The organism is Geobacillus sp. JS12 (assembly GCF_001592395.1).
Classification (GTDB): Bacteria; Bacillota; Bacilli; order Bacillales; family Anoxybacillaceae; genus Geobacillus; species Geobacillus zalihae.
In genome coordinates this window covers 1,443,339-1,459,881 of sequence record NZ_CP014749.1, presented here as the reverse complement: position 1 = coordinate 1,459,881, position 16,543 = coordinate 1,443,339, and the positions used below count along the sequence as shown (strand labels likewise).

Here is a 16,543-nt window from a genome sequence, read left to right as displayed (position 1 = left end):
TTGATGCAAAAATGAATTTTTAATTCAAAAAAGAATTAGAACAGTTGGGGGGTCGCAGGAAATGAGATGATAGAAACCAGTGCGGATAGCTGACAAAAAATATCGAATAGTCAAAATGGTGGCACAAAACTTGCGAACTACTTTCAATGAACAAATGGTTTGGTCAAAGGGGGATGTACATGACACAGAGCAACTGGATGCCTCTCTTTCACAAAATGCCCGACCTGCTCGCGCCAACGATGGCGAAAGACCATCCGAATCTGCCGGTTGTCAAGGAAGAGGGGTGCTACTATTACGGATTAGATGGAAGGAAATATCTTGATTTTACTTCTGGTATCGCCGTGGCGAATACGGGGCATCGTCATCCAAAGGTCGTGCAGGCCATCAAAGAGGCCGCAGACCGCCTAATGCACGGGCCGAGCGGTGTGATCATGTATGAGTCCATTTTGCGCTTGGCCGAAGAGCTGACGAAAATTTTGCCAGAAGGACTTGACTGCTTCTTTTTTGCCAACAGTGGAACAGAAGCGATCGAAGGTGCGATCAAATTAGCGAAACATGTGACACGGCGGCCATACGTCATTTCATTTACCGGATGTTTTCATGGCCGTTCGTTAGGGGCGCTCAGCGTCAGCACATCGAAAAGCAAATATCGGAAATACTTGCAGCCAAATGGGTTGACGTATCAACTTCCATATGCCAATCCAAAGGATTGTCCAGTTGGGGAGGATCCAGATGTGTATTTTGCCAATAGGCTTGAAAACGACGTGGCTTCTTTGTTTGCCCATCAAGTGACTCCGGAAGAAGTGGCATGCATGATTGTCGAGCCGGTGTTGGGAGAAGGAGGATATATTGTGCCTCCCAAAGGGTGGCTTCACAAGATGAGGGAAATTTGTGATCGCTATGAAATTTTACTTATTTTCGATGAAGTACAGACAGGTTTTGGTCGTACTGGCGAGTGGTTTGCTGCTCAAACATTCGGTGTCACTCCAGACATTATGGCCATTGCCAAGGGCATCGCTTCCGGTCTTCCATTAAGTGCAACAGTGGCTTCGAAAGAATTAATGAAACAGTGGCCGCTCGGCAGCCATGGGACAACCTTTGGAGGCAACCCCATCGCATGCGAGGCGGCGCTGGCGACTTTAGAAGTATTTAGGGAAGAAAAATTGTTAGAAAATTGCAGGGAAGTTGGGGAATACGCGCGAAAAAAACTGGAAGTTTTAAAAAGGAAGCATCCCGTCATTGGAGACGTGCGTTCGATCGGTCTGATGATCGGCATTGAGATCGTCCAGCCGCATACTGGCGAACCGAATGGGGAGGGAGTGATGAATATTTTGAATCGTTGCCTGCAAAAAGGCGTTCTTTTCTATCTATGCGGCAATCAAGGAGAAGTGATTCGCATGATCCCACCGCTGATCGTGACAAAAGAACAGATTGACGAAGGATTAAGCATGCTCGACGAGGCGTTGACCGAATATGAAGCGGAAATCGGTGTGCATTCGTTCGCTTCTGGAAAATGAAAAAAGAGGGGGCACATGTCGATTGCAATTTGGAAATTGGGTGTATTCAGGAACCGATGTCGTGTCTCGTTGAAGGAATGTCTGCCTTTATGAAAGGACCTCGAAGGAGATCGATTTCTGAATTATAAGAGGATGGGGGAATGGTTATGAACGCACTGGATAGTGGGGTTCTCTTATGTTATTTTCTCGTATTGATCGTCAGGGATTTTGATTTTGGGGCGAAGCGGGCGAAAACCGCCGAAGATTTTGCGTTGGCAGGCCGAAATCTCGGACTATTTGTCTATCTTGGATGTCTGTCTGCTGTGATTTTGGGCGGCGCTTCAACGATTGGGACGGCGAAGTTAGGGTATCAATTTGGGATTTCGGGTATGTGGTTTGTTTTTATGATTGGCTTGGGCATTGCTGTGCTCGGTCTGTTTTTTACAAACCAAATTTACGGCGCCCATGTGACCACGATCAGCGAACTGCTTGGCCGCCGTTACAATCAGGAAACGCGTTTGATCAGCGCGTTGGTTGCCGCGATTTATACGCTGATGGTTTCGGTGACACAAGTCATTGGGATGGGCACCATCATTCATGCTGTTTTAGGTTGGAGCATGACCGTTTCGATGTTAGTCGGCGGGGGGATCGTGCTGTTTTACACGATTCTCGGGGGCATGTGGAGCGTTACGATGACGGACATCATTCAGTTTATCGTCATGACAGTCGGCATTTTCTTCGTAATGCTGCCAATGAGTTTGTCCCATGTCGGCGGATGGACATCGCTTTTGGAGCGATTGCCAGCGTCGCATTTTGATCTGACGTCCATGGGATGGGCAAATATTTTCCAATACTTCTTGCTCTATACGTTAGGAATGGTGGTATCACAAGACATTTGGCAACGGGTGTTTACGGCCAGAACACCGAACATTGCTCGAGGCGGCGCAATATATGCTGGTCTCTACAGCGTTGCTTATGCCGTAGCGTTAAGCGTCATTGGTATGTGCGGGGTGATTGTTTTTCCGAATATGAACGATCCGCAAAACGTATTTGCCAACATGTCATTAGAGATTTTGCCACACGGCTTGTTAGGGCTCATTTTGGCCAGCGTATGTTCTGCTCTCATGTCAACGGCCTCCGGAACATTGCTTGCCTCGTCTACTCTGTTATCGCATGATATTTTGAAGCAATATTGGCTTAAAAATATGAGCGATCGACAGTTTGTCCTTTTGTCCAGAATGATGACGCTAGCGGTTGGGATTGTCGCCATTGTCTTTGCTATTTGGATTCAGGATGTGCTTGTCGCATTGGATGTAGCCTATGCCATTTTGTCAGGCGCCATTTTCGTGCCAGTGGTTCTCGGTTTCTTTTGGAAGCGAGCAACAGCGAAAGCCGGCTTCTATTCGATTGTGATCAGCTCATTGGTCGTTCTCATTGGTTTGGTCGTGGAGGGATTGAGTTCCACCAACCCGATCATGTATGGAATTGGGGTGAGTATCGTTTCGATTGTGGTTTTTTCTTACCTCTTTCCATCCTCCAATCTGAAAGAAGGGAATAAAATGATAGAGGAGCAACAACATGTCCTATAAACGGATCAGAAAAGAGGATTCTAGCAAATTTGCGGCGAAATAAAAAAATGGATTGACACAGGCAATGTTTGGGTTGCGAATACTAGTTTAGGGAAAGGATGGGAACATGGCGGAAAGAAAACAGCTATACATCAACGGTGAATGGCGGGAAGCCAAGTCGTACACTGAGCTGAAATCGCCATACTCACGCGAGACGATTGCCGAAATCCCTGTGGCCACCGAACAAGAAGTCGACGAAGCGATCGCGGCGGCGTACGCCGCGCGGCAAACGATGGCGGCCATGCCAGCGCATGAACGAGCCGCCATTTTAGAGCGGGTCGTCGAGCAGCTGAAAGAGCGGCAGGAAGAAGCGGCGAGGTTGATCGCCTTGGAAGCAGCCAAACCGATCACCACGGCGAAAGGGGAAGTCGCCCGCACGATCCAAACGTACAAATTCGCCGCCGAAGAAGCCAAACGCATTCATGGGGAAACACTGCCGCTCGACGCGGCGCCGGGCGGGGAACATCGCATCGCCTTGACGGTCCGCGAGCCGATCGGCGTCATCGGGGCGATTACGCCGTTTAACTTCCCGATGAACTTGGTCGCCCATAAACTTGGCCCGGCCATCGCCTCGGGCAACACCGTTGTGTTGAAGCCAGCCAGCCAAACGCCGCTGTCCGCCTACTTTATTGCCGAACTGTTCGAAAAAGCCGGTTTGCCGAAAGGGGCGCTCAACGTCGTCACGGGAAGCGGCCGCACGGTCGGCGACAAAATCGTCACCGACCCGCGCATCAGCATGATCACCTTCACCGGCAGCCCGGAAGTCGGCATCGCGATCCGCAATAAAGCAGGCTTAAAGCGGGTGACGCTCGAGCTCGGCTCCAACTCGGCCGTGATCGTCGACGAGCAGGTCGATATTGACCGCATCATCCCGCGCTGCGTATTTGGCGCGTTCACGTTCCAAGGACAAGTATGTATTTCGCTCCAGCGCGTCTATGTCCATGAAAAGCGCTATGACGAGTTCGTCGAAAAATTTGTCGCCGCCGCGAAACAGTTGAAAACAGGCGACCCGTTGGATCCAACCACCGATGTATCCGCCTTGATTACGCCAAACGATGTCGACCGGGCGCTCTCTTGGATCGAAGAGGCAAAACAAGGCGGCGCCAACGTCGTCCTCGGCGGCGAGCGCGACGGCAATATCTTGCTTCCGACGGTCATTGTGGACGCCGAACCGACGATGAAAGTGTCTTGCCAAGAAGTGTTCGCCCCGATCGTCTTGATCAACCGCGTCCGTTCGATCGATGAAGCCATTGAACTTGTCAATGACTCGCGCTACGGCTTGCAGGCGGGCATCTACACCGACAACGTCCATACCGCGTGGAAAGCGGCGAAACAACTGCACGTTGGCGGCGTGTTGATTAACGACATCCCAACGTTCCGCGTTGACCATATGCCGTACGGCGGCGTGAAAGAAAGCGGGTTTGGCCGCGAAGGGATTCGCTATGCGATCGAGGAAATGACGGAGTTGAAATTGATTATTTTTAACCAGAATTAAGCGGGATGAGAAGAGGTTGGAGTAAAGTTTATTCCTAAAATTCTAGAAGAATGGTTGCGCAGCCTTGGAGAGAGTGGCACTCCAAGGCTGTATGTTTAAGCGTGCTTTTCCAAAATATATCCCCAACGGTTCGAGGCGAGAACAGACAGGTGGTATTTATGCTCGAGCTGTTTGCTGAACCATGCTTTTTTCACGAGAAGCAGGCTTCGGCTTGTATGCAAGAACGTTTTCAGCCCTCCGTGCCGAGGTTTGAGGTCATTCGCAAGCTCTGCTGTCAAGACCGCATTTTGCGGCCAGCGACCCTTCTCGTGCAACGGATGGTACATAAACAGTTCGTATCCATGAACAGGCATTTGGGCGGTCTGCTGAAGCAATGCCAGTTCGAAATTTGGCTTGGGATGATGGATATAATGTTGAATATTCGTTTCGTAAAACGATGTGACGAACAACAGTCCAGTCAGCAACACTCCCCGCGCTCCCCACGTTCCTTTTCTCCATAATTGACTTGCGCAAATGCCAATCAACATGCAAAGCGGCGGATAGACAGGGAGGATGTACCATCTGATTTTCGTCTTAGCTATGGTAAACATGAGAAGCGGGACGCAAATCCAAAGCAAAATCCCGATCACATCTTCTTTCAATCGATGGTCTGTTCCTTCAAACGCTAAAAGACGAACGCCTTGCATGTAACTGATGACCATGATTCCGACCAAGAGCGCCAGCCACCAAAAGAAAAAATGAACAAGAATGATGCCGTAGTAGGTTTCATCGCCGATATGACCTTCAATGGGCCGAGTGGAGCGCAACAACAAGTCATATCCGATCATTTGTTTAAAAAAACTGAATCCATCATAGTGATAGCGGGCAAAAGCCCAAGCGAGCACAGGAACAACGAAGGTGAGCGCTGCCCTCCACCATGCGCGCCAGCGTCCTGACTCCCACTGCCTAGTGATGAGAAAATATAAGACCATGATCAACAGAATGTTCCCCGCATGCCAACTTTTCGTTAAAAAAGCAAGTGAACAGGCAAGGCCCGCTGCATACAACCATCGCGTCTGCCGTCTGGCGGCCAGCAAAGAAAGGATGGATAACGTAAAGAAGAATACAAAGAGCGAATCCGCATCTCCTGTGCGAGCGCAATGGTTGAGAAGATATTGGGTGCTAGTAGACAAGGCAAGCAATGAGACGATCGCGGCCATGCTTCCAAACCGTTTTTTCACAAATAGCGCAATGGCAACGGCCGTGAGCGTAGCGCAAATGCCAGACATCAGCCGCAAACCAAGCGCGTTCATCCCAACGAGTTTATAGCCAATCATGATCGCCCAGTAGCTAACAGGAGGCTTTAAATTCCAGTAATCAGGATGCCCAAGGTATGTGTTGACGATCAAGTTTCCATGCCTCAGCATTTCGTATGCATTGACGCCATGACGCGCTTCGTCCCAGCTTGAAATCGGGAATGTTCCTAGATGATAAAAGACGTTGTAGACCATCATCGAGAAGATCAACGCCGCCGCTAGATAAAACGAGATGTTTCGTACACTTGGATTTCTCATGCGATCCACTCCTTTATCGGCACGCTGTGCTTCGAAAAAAAGCAACACCGACATAGAAGCTATTACAAGTAGATGAAGATGTCAAGCATGGATGTGTTGGAGAACATGATATTTTTGCCGCCAACAAGGAAAAAACCTTCTTCATGGCGAATGAAAAGAAATGAATCATCATTCAGAGGAGGAGAGCCATGGAAACGGTTGTGCTGACATTTGACCAAAACAAAGCGATATTGGAACTGAACCGCCCGCAGGCGTTAAATGCTATGGATGTGCAAATGCTAACGGAACTCGTCGACGCGCTGCGGAAAATCAAGGAAAGTGATGCTTCCGTTGTCGTCATCCGCGGCAAAGGGAGAGGATTTTCTGCGGGCGGCGACATTAAGACAATGCTGGCGGTTGATGACCCGAGCCAATTTCAAACCGTGATGAAAACGATTCAGGAGATGATCATGCTCTTGTATACGATGCCGAAAATCACCGTTTCGCTCATCCATGGCCCAGCGGCCGGCCTTGGGTTCAGCTTTGCCTTGGCGAGCGATTGCCTCATCGCCACGAAAGAAGCACGCTTGGCGATGAATTTCATCGGCATCGGTCTCGTCCCTGACGGCGGCGGGCATTTCTTCCTGGCCCAGCGGGTCGGCACGGCGAAAGCCAAACAGATCATTTGGGAAGGAAAACCGATGAGCGCGGACGAAGCGCAACACCTTGGACTTGTCGATCTCGTCGTTGACAATGAGGAGCAAGCCGAACAATTCATCGCTTCCTTGCGGGAAAAACCGCTTCAAGCCATGATCGCCACGAAAATGGTGTACGTCGAACAAACAAAAGAAGAGTTGCTTCGCGTGCTCGAACTCGAAACCGACGCCCAACAGCGCATGCGGCAAACCGAAGACCACCGCGAAGGCGTTCGCGCCTTTTTAGAAAAGCGGAAGCCGGTGTTTCGGGGGAGGTAGGAAAATGCAATGATCAACTCCTGCCCAATTACGCTCAAGCGTACTTGGCAGGAGTTGCTTTTAGTTTTCAACGGAAAAAAAATTGTGTTAAATCATCTTGTCAGTTAGATTTTACTTTAAACGGTGCAGTCGAACTTCTAACAATAAGTTTTGGAGGCACAAAAATTTGCTGACGTTTTTGTAACGGATTTTCAATTGTCGATATGATTAGTTTTACAGCTTCTTGCCCCAATAATTTTTCTTGTTGCCTCATGCATGTAGGCGGAACCTTGAGAAGATGCGAAAACTCATAGTCATCAAACATGATAATAGATAAATCTTGTGGAATAGTGTAGCCCATTTCTAGGGCTACTTCCATAACTGTCAGGCCATTATTTATCACAAATAGGGCGGTGATGTCTCGATGGTTAGAGAGGAAGTCCCTGATTTTATCCTTATTTGTATTATCGTGCTCCCCAAGTGTAAGATCTAAGAGATACAAGTGATGATCGATGGGAATATTATACTCTGTTAGTGCTTTTTCAAATCCTTTAATTCTGTCCTCGATGCTAGTTGTTCCTTCCGGAATACTAGAGATGATCCCTATTTTAGCATGCCCTAAATCAAGCAAATGCTTTGTTGCCTCGTAGGCGCCTAAAATATTATCCGTGCAGACGCTATTAGCACCAATTCCTCGAAAGTAACGGTCTATAAGGACTAGAGGAAATTTTTCTATCGTTAATTTAAGAATCTCCTCATTATAGGTTTCTCCTTCCGCGGGATAAATGATAATTCCATCTACTCCTAAGCGAAGAACCTCTTTTAATGTTTGCGTCTCGAGTTGCTGTGAATCATATGTTTGGCACAAAATAACACGGTAGCCATGCTGGGAGAGAAGTTTCTCAATTTCACCCACCATAATAGTTATAAACTGGCTATTTAAGCGTGGAATGATACAAGCTATCAGTTTACTCGAGTTCTGTTGTGAAACTTTGTTTTGATAGATGATATTTTCAGAATCTTCTTCTTTAGCCACAAATGAACCTCTGCCTTGAATGCGATAAATAATTCCTTCTTCCACTAAAGAATCTAATGCTTTTTTTACAGTAATTCTGCTAACCTTAAATTGTTCGGCCAGTTCGTTTTCAGAAGGGATTTTATCGTTAGGTTTCCACTTTTTTTGTTGGATATTATCCATAATATACTGACGTATTTGCATATAAAAGGGGATTCTAACTATGGGAACCTCCTCCTTTACTTGATATATAACAAATATACAACTTAGATGAGGTTTTGTAAAGTAAAGAACATATTGTGACTTTCAGCTTAAATATTAAGATAAAAAAGATCGGGGATTTACAATATAACTGAATTGTGTTAATATTCAGTTAGGATGTTGAATATACATTATTATAAAGATTACAAGTTAGGGGTGGTTGCTTGATTGATTAGGGGAAATTAACAAAGGGGGTGATTAGAACTTTAAGTTGTAATTTCTAAAAGGGAAAATACGAATTTTCTATTGGGAAAACAGGTATGATTTCTTTAAATTATGAAAGGGGATTGATGTATTGTATGTTTCTGTCTTTCGCTAAGAGGTTAGTTGCAACGTTTATGGTTTCGCTTGTGTTGATTTTAGGGGCTTGTTCTAATCCATCCTCTAACCAGGAAGGGGATAGCAACGCTAGTAATTCTAAAAACAGTATTGAAATCGCTTTCCGTGACTTCGGTTCCGGAAATACGGGTTTAAAAGAGTGGTTAAATGCTGTAAAAACAGAATTTGAACAAAAACATCCAGGGGTAAAAGTCCGATTTGTACCAATTCAAGCATCGGAAGGAGACTTTTTTGCCAAACTCGCTTTGATGGTAAAGAATGAGCAAACAGCTCCCGATATCGTTACAGAAGATACGTTTATGATTAACTCCGATGCAGCCGCTGGCAATATCGACCCTCTAGATAAATACATTGATCAGTGGGATGACTGGAAAAATTTTAATGACAGGGTCAAGCAAGGAGTAACAGCTGTTGATGGAAAGATATATGGCGTTCCTTATAGTACAGATACACGTGGGCTTTGGTATAACGTAAATATTTTTCGTAAAGCAGGTCTTCCGGTACCATGGAGCCCAAAAAGCTGGGATGATGTGTTAGAGGCCGCAAAAACCATTAAAGAGAAAGTACCGGGGGTTGTCCCGTTCTGGGCAAATTCCGGCAAGGCAACAGGAGAGGCAACGTCGATGCAGACGTTTGAAATGCTTCTGTATGGAACAAATGATACACTTTACAATTTTGATACAAAAAAGTGGGTTGTTAAAAGCCGAGGATTCTTGGATTCCCTCGAGTTTATCCATGAAATTTATTCGAGTGGTCTAGGGCCGGAATTATCACAGGTATTGACAGGGAAAGCTGGGGACATTGTTCAGACAGAGTTAATGCCCAAGGAAAAAGTAGGCATTGTATTGAACGGGAATTGGGTTCCAGGGGTTTGGAGAGAGGGAGGTCCTTCACCTTGGCCGGAAGGGACAAAAGTATATAAACTGACTGCAATGCCGACACAACATGGACAGGATCCGGGTTTTACCTCAATGTCCGGAGGATGGGCACTCTCGATTCCGACTAAAGCTGACAATAAGGATTTAGCATGGGAATTTATTAAGTTGGCTACAAGCGAAAAATATAACAAATTATATGTCCTGAAGCAAGGGGATTTGACCCCACGTACTGATGTTGCTCAGGACCCAGAAGTGCTTAACGCTCCTGGAAGTGTCACAAAAGAAGCCGCTAGCTTTATTAAATTTACACATTTTAGACCTGGGGTAGATAAATATCCAGCGGTTTCTACTGCTATCCAGGCAGCTGTAGAAGCGGTTGCGACAGGGAGTCTTAGCCCTAAAGAGGCGATGGATCAGTATGCAAGGGAGGTTACACGTATAGTAGGATCCGAAAATGTAGAGGTTCGGGAATAATAGAAACGGATATAAAAGTGATCATCTTAAAAGATGATCACTTTTACACCACTTTTTTGGAAGGTGGATGCCTATGGATGCTGAGATGCGAAAAAATATCCATCGAAATATACGACACTTTTCATATGTCCAAAATAAAAGGGACCACCGTTTGATATTGAGGTCGATTTTGTTCTTGTTTCCCGCTTGTTCATTGTTAGTGATCTTTTTTATAGGTCCGATTTTGCTAACTTTTTACTTCGCCTTTACCAACATGTCGCTTACTGGTATGACTGCTCAAGCGATAGAGTTTGTCGGTTTTAAAAATTTTATGTATATGTTTTCAGATCCTAACTTCCGAGTGAGTGTTATTAAAACGATAATTTTTCTTGTTTTTTCTGCTGTTATCGGCCAACAAGTATTAGGGTTTATACTAGCCCTATTGATGAAAGAAAGGAATCGCACATTTCGGCGTGTTATAGGGGCTACTGTGCTTGCAGGGTGGGTTACCCCGGAAATTGTGGTTGCATTTGCTTTTTTCGCTTTTTTAAATGAACATGGTACATTAAATACTATGCTCCAATGGATTGGGATTAAACCTATTGCATGGTTATTTACTTTTCCGATGGTTAGTGTGATTATCGCTAATATTTGGCATGGAACAGCATTTTCCATGTTAGTGTTCCAATCTGCTCTCGACAATGTTCCTAAGTCGTTAGAAGAAGCAGCAATTATTGATGGCGCAACAGGATGGCAGAGGTTGTGGAAAATCATTATTCCTGTGATTAAGGGACAAATTGTTACAAATATGATTCTCGTTACATTACAAACGTTAGGTGTATTTACATTAATTTATGCTTTAACAGGCGGTGGACCTGGAATGGCGACTCAAACCCTTCCTATTTACATGTACAATCAGGCTTTTGTTAATTATCAGTTAGGTTACGGGACGGCTATCTCATTGGCGATGTTACTGATTGGAATAATTGCAAGTTTACTATATATCCGTTTGTTAAAAGTTAAAGTTTAAAGGGAAGAGGCGGGGATGCAGATGACTAAGAGCACATTAGAAAAATTTATCCCATATATTGTACTTAGTTTTATAGGAATAGTGTTTTTGCTTCCTTTGCTGTGGATCCTTTTTGCATCGTTTGATCCCCATGCTACAGTGTCGTTGAGGATTCCGAGAACAATTAGTGTGGAAAATTTCACTTCGGTTTTAACAGATAAGACTAATCAACGCTCTCTTTTAATCGGAGTTTTTCTCTCGCTTGGTCAGTCGTTTATAACAGTAGTAGCCGCTACATTAGCGGCGTATCCGTTATCAAGATACCAGCTCAAGTATAAGAAGCCCTTTCTTTTGACCATTTTATTTATGACATCATTACCGATTACCGCTGTAATGGTTCCGGTGTACCAATTGTTTATGTTTTTGAATTTGCATGATTCGTTGTTAGGCACGATGTTGTTTCTTGCATCCTCCTCGTTGCCTTATGCGATTTGGATGACGAAAAACTTTATGGATGCCGTACCGCTTGAATTAGAGGAATCTGCATGGATAGACGGAGCATCGGTGTTGAAAGGACTTCAAAAGATTGTGGCTCCATTGATGATTCCGGGAATTTGTACAGTTGCTATTTTCACTTTTACTCTAAGTTGGGGGAATTTTTTTGTTCCCTATATCTTAATACAATCACCGGAGAAACTCCCAGCATCCGTAACAATATATCAATTTTTTGGGCAATACGGTTTGGTTGAATATGGGAAATTGGCTGCTTTTTCTCTCATTTATACAATTCCCCCGATCATTCTTTACATGATTAGTCAACGTTTCATGTCAGAAGGGTTTAATTTTGGGGGAGCAACAAAAGGATAAGTGAAATTTGCGACAATAAAATCAAAGGGGAGACTTGATATGTTTTTAACTGAAGAAAAATTGGAAGCTCGTATTAATGAGTTGTCGGAGCATCGCTATCGCGAAGCGATTTTAATTCCTAAGTTTCGCTTTTTGGTAGATGAAAAAGGGGAGGTAGGTGCCCGTCCGCCGGAAACAAAAGAATGGAAGGAAATTAGGATAGGCGATTATTGGAGTGGAAGGGATGTCTATGCTTGGCTTCAAGCTGATATTGATATTCCGGAACAATGGAAGGGAAAGGAGATAGTAGGTCTATTTGATTTTGGCAAAACCGGCGAGGGAAATAACTCAGGATTCGAGTCACTTTTATACTTAAACGGTTCTCCATATCAAGGTGTAGATTCCAATCATATGGAAGTGTTTTTTCCAAAAGGTTCGGCTGGCGCTAAAATAAGTTTAACGTTTCGCCTATGGTCTGGCCTTGAAGGAGGGGGGATTCCGAAATCGCAGGAACATAAGATAAAACGGGCAGAGGTAGCTTGGCTTGATGAGGTTACTGATGATTTGTTTTTCACCGGGAAAGCTATTCTTGGAACGGTGAAAGTTCTTGGTCAGCACTCTCCCGAGCGTCAATTGCTTCTTTCATTGTTGGATCGTGCATTTCGGCAAATTGATTGGTCTAAACCGAAGTCGGATTCATTCTACAATTCCGTCGCCATAGCCCTTGAAATGATTAAAGGTGAATTAAAGAGAATGGAGAAAAAACATCCGGTAACTATTCGTTGTATTGGGCATACACACATCGACGTTGCCTGGCTTTGGCGCCTTAAGCATACAAGGGAAAAGGCTGCGAGGTCATTTTCTACAGTGCTTCGACTAATGGAGAAATACCCAGAGTACATTTTTTTGCAAACCCAGCCTCAGCTATATGAATATATTAAATCGGATTATCCTGAAATATTCGAGCAAATTCGGAAGCGGGTTGCGGAAGGGCGTTGGGAAGCGGGAGGAGCGATGTGGCTAGAAGCGGATTGTAACATTCCCTCCGGGGAATCATTGGTACGACAAATACTTATGGGAACTCGTTTTTTGCGTAAAGAGTTCGGTGTAGAGTGCAAGTATTTATGGCTTCCGGATGTGTTTGGATATAACTGGGCCTTGCCGCAGATTCTTAAAAAATCCGGGATTCATGCGTTTATGACGACGAAAATCAGCTGGAACCAGTATAATCGGATGCCTCATGATACATTTATATGGAGAGGGATTGATGGAAGTGAGATACTTACACACTTTATTACAACTCCTGAGCCCAACAAAAACTGGTGGTTTTACACTTATAACGGGGTAATTACACCTGAGACGGTGCAGGGGATTTGGGAGGCATATAGAGATAAGGCAATTAATCAAGAGTTGCTTTTATCGTATGGTTACGGAGATGGCGGGGGAGGGGTAAATAGAGAAATGTTGGAGATGCGCCGCCGCCTAAACGATATCCCTGGATTGCCGAATGTAGAAACTGGTAGAGCAGATGAATTTTTTGAACGGTTAAACGAAAAAATTAGAAATACGGATCAATATGTACATGTATGGGATGGAGAACTTTATCTTGAGTATCACCGCGGAACCTATACGAGCCAGGCTTACAATAAGAGAATGAATCGAAAGATGGAACTTCTGTACCGTGAGACGGAATGGATGGGAATTGTATCGGCGACGTTAAATTCCGATTGGTCCCGTTATCCTTTTGAACGGTTAAATGAAGGATGGAAAATAATTTTACGCAATCAGTTCCACGATATTATTCCTGGTTCCTCTATTCGTGAAGTCTATGAGGATAGTAGAGAGGAATATGAGAAAGCTGAAAAGTATGCATTAAGTGCTTGGAAAAACCTAAGCGAGAGCATTATAGTCGAGAAGAAAGGGGATACAGTTATAGTGTTCAACTCCTCTCCTTGGGTAAGGACAGATTTAATTCGAATTCCGGTAACTGTAGAGACCGAAAAAGGGATATGGAAGGATGTGTCAGGGAGAGAGTTAAAGGCAGAAAGAGTTGGTGACAATTGGGTTATATTAGTAGAAGATGTTCCGCCTCTAGGATTCAGCACAATTCATTTTTATGCCGGGGAATCGGATGATACTTTGGTTCGAACTACTATGTTCCATATAGGTTCTTCTGAAGTTATTTCACCGTACTACAAAATTAAATGGAATGATAAAGGGCAAATTATCTCCATTTATGATCTTCAGGCCAAACGGGAGGTCTTAGATGAAGGAAAATGTGGAAATGTATTACAAGTGTTTGAGGATAAACCTCTACGCTTTGATGCTTGGGATATTGATATATTTTACCAAGAGAAAAAGCGAGAGGTAGAGGATTTACAACATGTAAGCATAAAGGAAATAACATCGCTTTATGCCGTTATCCATTTTGAGTGGAAATATATGGACTCCATTATCAAACAAGATATGATTCTGTACACACATAGCAGAAGAATAGATTTTAAGACAGAGGTAGATTGGAAGGAACAGAACCAGCTGTTAAAGGTGGCGTTCCCTGTCAAGATCCGTTCTACATTAGCGACCTATGATATCCAATTTGGTAATGTGAAAAGACCTACACATTGGAACACAAGTTGGGATTACGCGAAGTTTGAAACAGTTGCGCATCAATGGGCTGATTTATCAGAAACAGGATATGGGGTTAGTTTATTGAATGACTGCAAATATGGCTATGATATTAAAGATAATGTGATAAGACTATCACTGATTAAATCTGCCACCTATCCAGACTATCAACAAGATCAAGGGTATCACATTTTTACTTACTCCTTACTTCCGCATCAAGGAGACTGGGTAGAAGGCAATACGGTAAAAGAAGCATGGTATCTAAATAATCCTTTAACTTACGCCGTAGGAGAGCCGATTAGAAAAAAATATTCATTGTTTGGTACCAATACTGACAACATTATGGTAGATGTTGTAAAAAGAGCTGAGGATTCCAATCGGATTGTTCTTCGATTACATGAATTTACAGGCAGAAGAAACAAAGTGTATATAACAAGCGATTTGCCCATCTTCGCTTGGCAAGAGTGTGATCTTATGGAAAGGGAGGTAGGGAAGGAACGATAAGTGAGAAATTGGAATTTGATATAAATCCATATGAAATCAAGACGTTTCTCATAGATCTCAAATAGTATAAATAATTTGTATATTGTTGTTTAAGAAAAATCCCCTTGCTGGTTAGAAATCTTCCTTCTGGCCGGATATAAAGGGATCTTTTTCTATATTGTATTGAAAGAAAGTGGAAAAACCATTAAAATAACATTAAGAAGAGCAAGCGCTTTACCTAACGAGCTTGACTACAACAGATGGAGAGAATGATGAGCGATGAAAGTAACCATTTACGACGTTGCCAAAAAAGCTGGTGTATCCATTTCAACGGTGTCAAGAGTACTCAACAATACCGGGCGCATTAGTGAAAGAACGAGAAAAAGAGTCCTTCGGGTAATGGAAGAGCTGCATTATCAACCGAGCATGGTCGCCTCGGCGTTGACTGGGAAGCGGACAAGAACGATTGGCCTTGTCATCCCTGACGTAGCAAACCCATTTTTTTCTGAAATCGCTAGGAAAGTGGAAGATCGGGGAGAGAACAGGGATTTAACGTTCTGATGTGCAATACGGATAACAACCCGGAGACGGAAGAAATGTATCTTTCTTTATTGCGCCAAAAAAGCGTGGATGGCATCATTATCGGAACCACAACGAACAATTATACAATGATCAAAGAGCTGTTGGAAGAGAATTTCCCTTTGGTTTTTATTGCCCAAGACATCCCGGAGCTGGCTATTAACGTGGTGAGAGTTGATGATTTTTTAGGGGATATCAGGCTGTCTCGCATCTTGTTTCCCTAGGACATCAACAGATCGCGATCATGCTTGGGAATTTAAGTCGCACAAGCGATAAATACAGGCTGCAGGCCTATCAGCAGGTGCTTCAAGAGAACGGCTTGAAATGCGAAGAATCTTGGATTGTATATACGGACTATTCGATGGCTGATGGAAAAAGGGCGGCGATGGAGCTGTTGCAGCTGACCCCAAGGCCGACAGCGATTTTTGCCTGTTTTGATTCTCTTGCCGTTGGCATTTATCAGGCGGCCAAAGAGTTGGGACTCCGCATTCCCGATGATCTGTCGGTGGTTGGATTTGATAATACGATTTTATCGGCCATTATCGACCCGCCGTTGACGACAGTCGCCCAACCTATTGAAGAAATGGGAAGGCAAGCGGTTGACCTGCTAATTGCCCAAATTGAAGAGACCAATCATACGAAACAGCGGATCATTTTGCCGCCTCATCTAGTGGTAAGGAAATCGGCCTGTCATATCGCTAAAGTGAAATCGTAAGGATGTGAGCAGATTGTTTTTATGAAATAATAGATGTTACCGAAGAAAACGTTGAATTTAATGAGAAGAACAGCTGTAAATAGCTGTTCTTTTATTTTTTAATAAAAATTCTATAAATTTAGAAAAAACACTTGATAAAATAATAGGTTGAGGGTAAAATAAAAAACAAAAGGAAAGCGCTTGCTCAAAAAGTTTGATGGGATTAGATTGCACTATTTATTAATGGACATGATAAC

General features: G+C 44.1%; 9 protein-coding genes and 2 pseudogenes. 9 read left to right on the top strand and 2 right to left on the bottom strand.

The window, feature by feature from the left end; translation table 11 throughout:
* Positions 1–179: 179 nt before the first annotated feature.
* From A0V43_RS07100 to A0V43_RS07090, 3 genes are all read left to right on the top strand, one after another.
* Positions 180–1,517: an aspartate aminotransferase family protein gene (locus A0V43_RS07100; RefSeq protein ID WP_015375005.1), complete on the top strand. Its 1,338-nt coding sequence runs from the start codon at positions 180–182 to the stop codon at positions 1,515–1,517.
* 146 nt (positions 1,518–1,663) lie between these two features.
* Positions 1,664–3,085, top strand: a complete 1,422-nt coding sequence (locus A0V43_RS07095; protein ID WP_063192736.1) for a sodium:solute symporter family protein — start codon at positions 1,664–1,666, stop codon at positions 3,083–3,085.
* A 106-nt stretch (positions 3,086–3,191) separates the two neighbouring features.
* A complete protein-coding gene (locus tag A0V43_RS07090) occupies positions 3,192–4,619 on the top strand; it encodes an aldehyde dehydrogenase family protein (protein ID WP_063192735.1) in 1,428 nt (475 codons plus the stop codon).
* Between the two features lie 95 nt (positions 4,620–4,714).
* Here A0V43_RS07090 and A0V43_RS07085 read toward each other — a convergent pair whose 3' ends face one another.
* The gene (locus A0V43_RS07085) at positions 4,715–6,172 is read right to left on the bottom strand and encodes an ArnT family glycosyltransferase (protein ID WP_063192734.1); all 1,458 of its coding nucleotides are present in this window, start codon (positions 6,170–6,172) and stop codon (positions 4,715–4,717) included.
* 188 nt (positions 6,173–6,360) lie between these two features.
* Here A0V43_RS07085 and A0V43_RS07080 point away from each other — a divergent pair, with 188 nt between their 5' ends.
* Positions 6,361–7,125, top strand: a complete 765-nt coding sequence (locus A0V43_RS07080; RefSeq protein WP_063192733.1) for an enoyl-CoA hydratase — start codon at positions 6,361–6,363, stop codon at positions 7,123–7,125.
* A gap of 100 nt (positions 7,126–7,225) precedes the next feature.
* Here the strand turns inward: A0V43_RS07080 and A0V43_RS07075 are convergent, their stop codons facing one another.
* Positions 7,226–8,302 carry a GntR family transcriptional regulator gene (locus A0V43_RS07075; RefSeq protein WP_236930983.1) on the bottom strand — a complete coding sequence of 359 codons (1,077 nt, stop codon included), beginning with the start codon at positions 8,300–8,302 and terminating at the stop codon, positions 7,226–7,228.
* 377 nt (positions 8,303–8,679) lie between these two features.
* On the opposite strand from A0V43_RS07075, the gene A0V43_RS07070 reads away from it, so the two are divergent.
* From A0V43_RS07070 to A0V43_RS07050, 5 genes and pseudogenes are all read left to right on the top strand, one after another.
* Complete coding sequence (locus A0V43_RS07070) at positions 8,680–10,071, top strand: extracellular solute-binding protein (RefSeq protein ID WP_442899720.1); 1,392 nt, start codon at positions 8,680–8,682, stop codon at positions 10,069–10,071.
* 73 nt (positions 10,072–10,144) lie between these two features.
* Complete coding sequence (locus tag A0V43_RS07065; RefSeq protein ID WP_128577994.1) at positions 10,145–11,080, top strand: carbohydrate ABC transporter permease; 936 nt, start codon at positions 10,145–10,147, stop codon at positions 11,078–11,080.
* Between the two features lie 21 nt (positions 11,081–11,101).
* Positions 11,102–11,926: a carbohydrate ABC transporter permease gene (locus tag A0V43_RS07060; protein ID WP_128578077.1), complete on the top strand. Its 825-nt coding sequence runs from the start codon at positions 11,102–11,104 to the stop codon at positions 11,924–11,926.
* A gap of 39 nt (positions 11,927–11,965) precedes the next feature.
* Positions 11,966–15,099 (top strand): annotated as a pseudogene (locus tag A0V43_RS07055) (alpha-mannosidase).
* A gap of 193 nt (positions 15,100–15,292) precedes the next feature.
* Positions 15,293–16,307: pseudogene (locus tag A0V43_RS07050) on the top strand (LacI family DNA-binding transcriptional regulator).
* The last annotated feature ends 236 nt before the right edge of the window (positions 16,308–16,543 follow it).

Excerpts from the sequence above, each read along its gene's own strand:
- A0V43_RS07085 (WP_063192734.1), bottom strand. The coding sequence starts at position 6,172 with ATGAGAAATCCAAGTGTACGAAACATCTCGTTTTATCTAGCGGCGGCG.
- A0V43_RS07070 (WP_442899720.1), top strand. The coding sequence starts at position 8,680 with ATGTTTCTGTCTTTCGCTAAGAGGTTAGTTGCAACGTTTATGGTTTCG.
- A0V43_RS07090 (WP_063192735.1), top strand. The coding sequence starts at position 3,192 with ATGGCGGAAAGAAAACAGCTATACATCAACGGTGAATGGCGGGAAGCC.
- A0V43_RS07065 (WP_128577994.1), top strand. The coding sequence starts at position 10,145 with ATGGATGCTGAGATGCGAAAAAATATCCATCGAAATATACGACACTTT.
- A0V43_RS07095 (WP_063192736.1), top strand. The coding sequence starts at position 1,664 with ATGAACGCACTGGATAGTGGGGTTCTCTTATGTTATTTTCTCGTATTG.
- A0V43_RS07075 (WP_236930983.1), bottom strand. The coding sequence starts at position 8,302 with ATGGATAATATCCAACAAAAAAAGTGGAAACCTAACGATAAAATCCCT.
- A0V43_RS07060 (WP_128578077.1), top strand. The coding sequence starts at position 11,102 with ATGACTAAGAGCACATTAGAAAAATTTATCCCATATATTGTACTTAGT.
- A0V43_RS07080 (WP_063192733.1), top strand. The coding sequence starts at position 6,361 with ATGGAAACGGTTGTGCTGACATTTGACCAAAACAAAGCGATATTGGAA.
- A0V43_RS07100 (WP_015375005.1), top strand. The coding sequence starts at position 180 with ATGACACAGAGCAACTGGATGCCTCTCTTTCACAAAATGCCCGACCTG.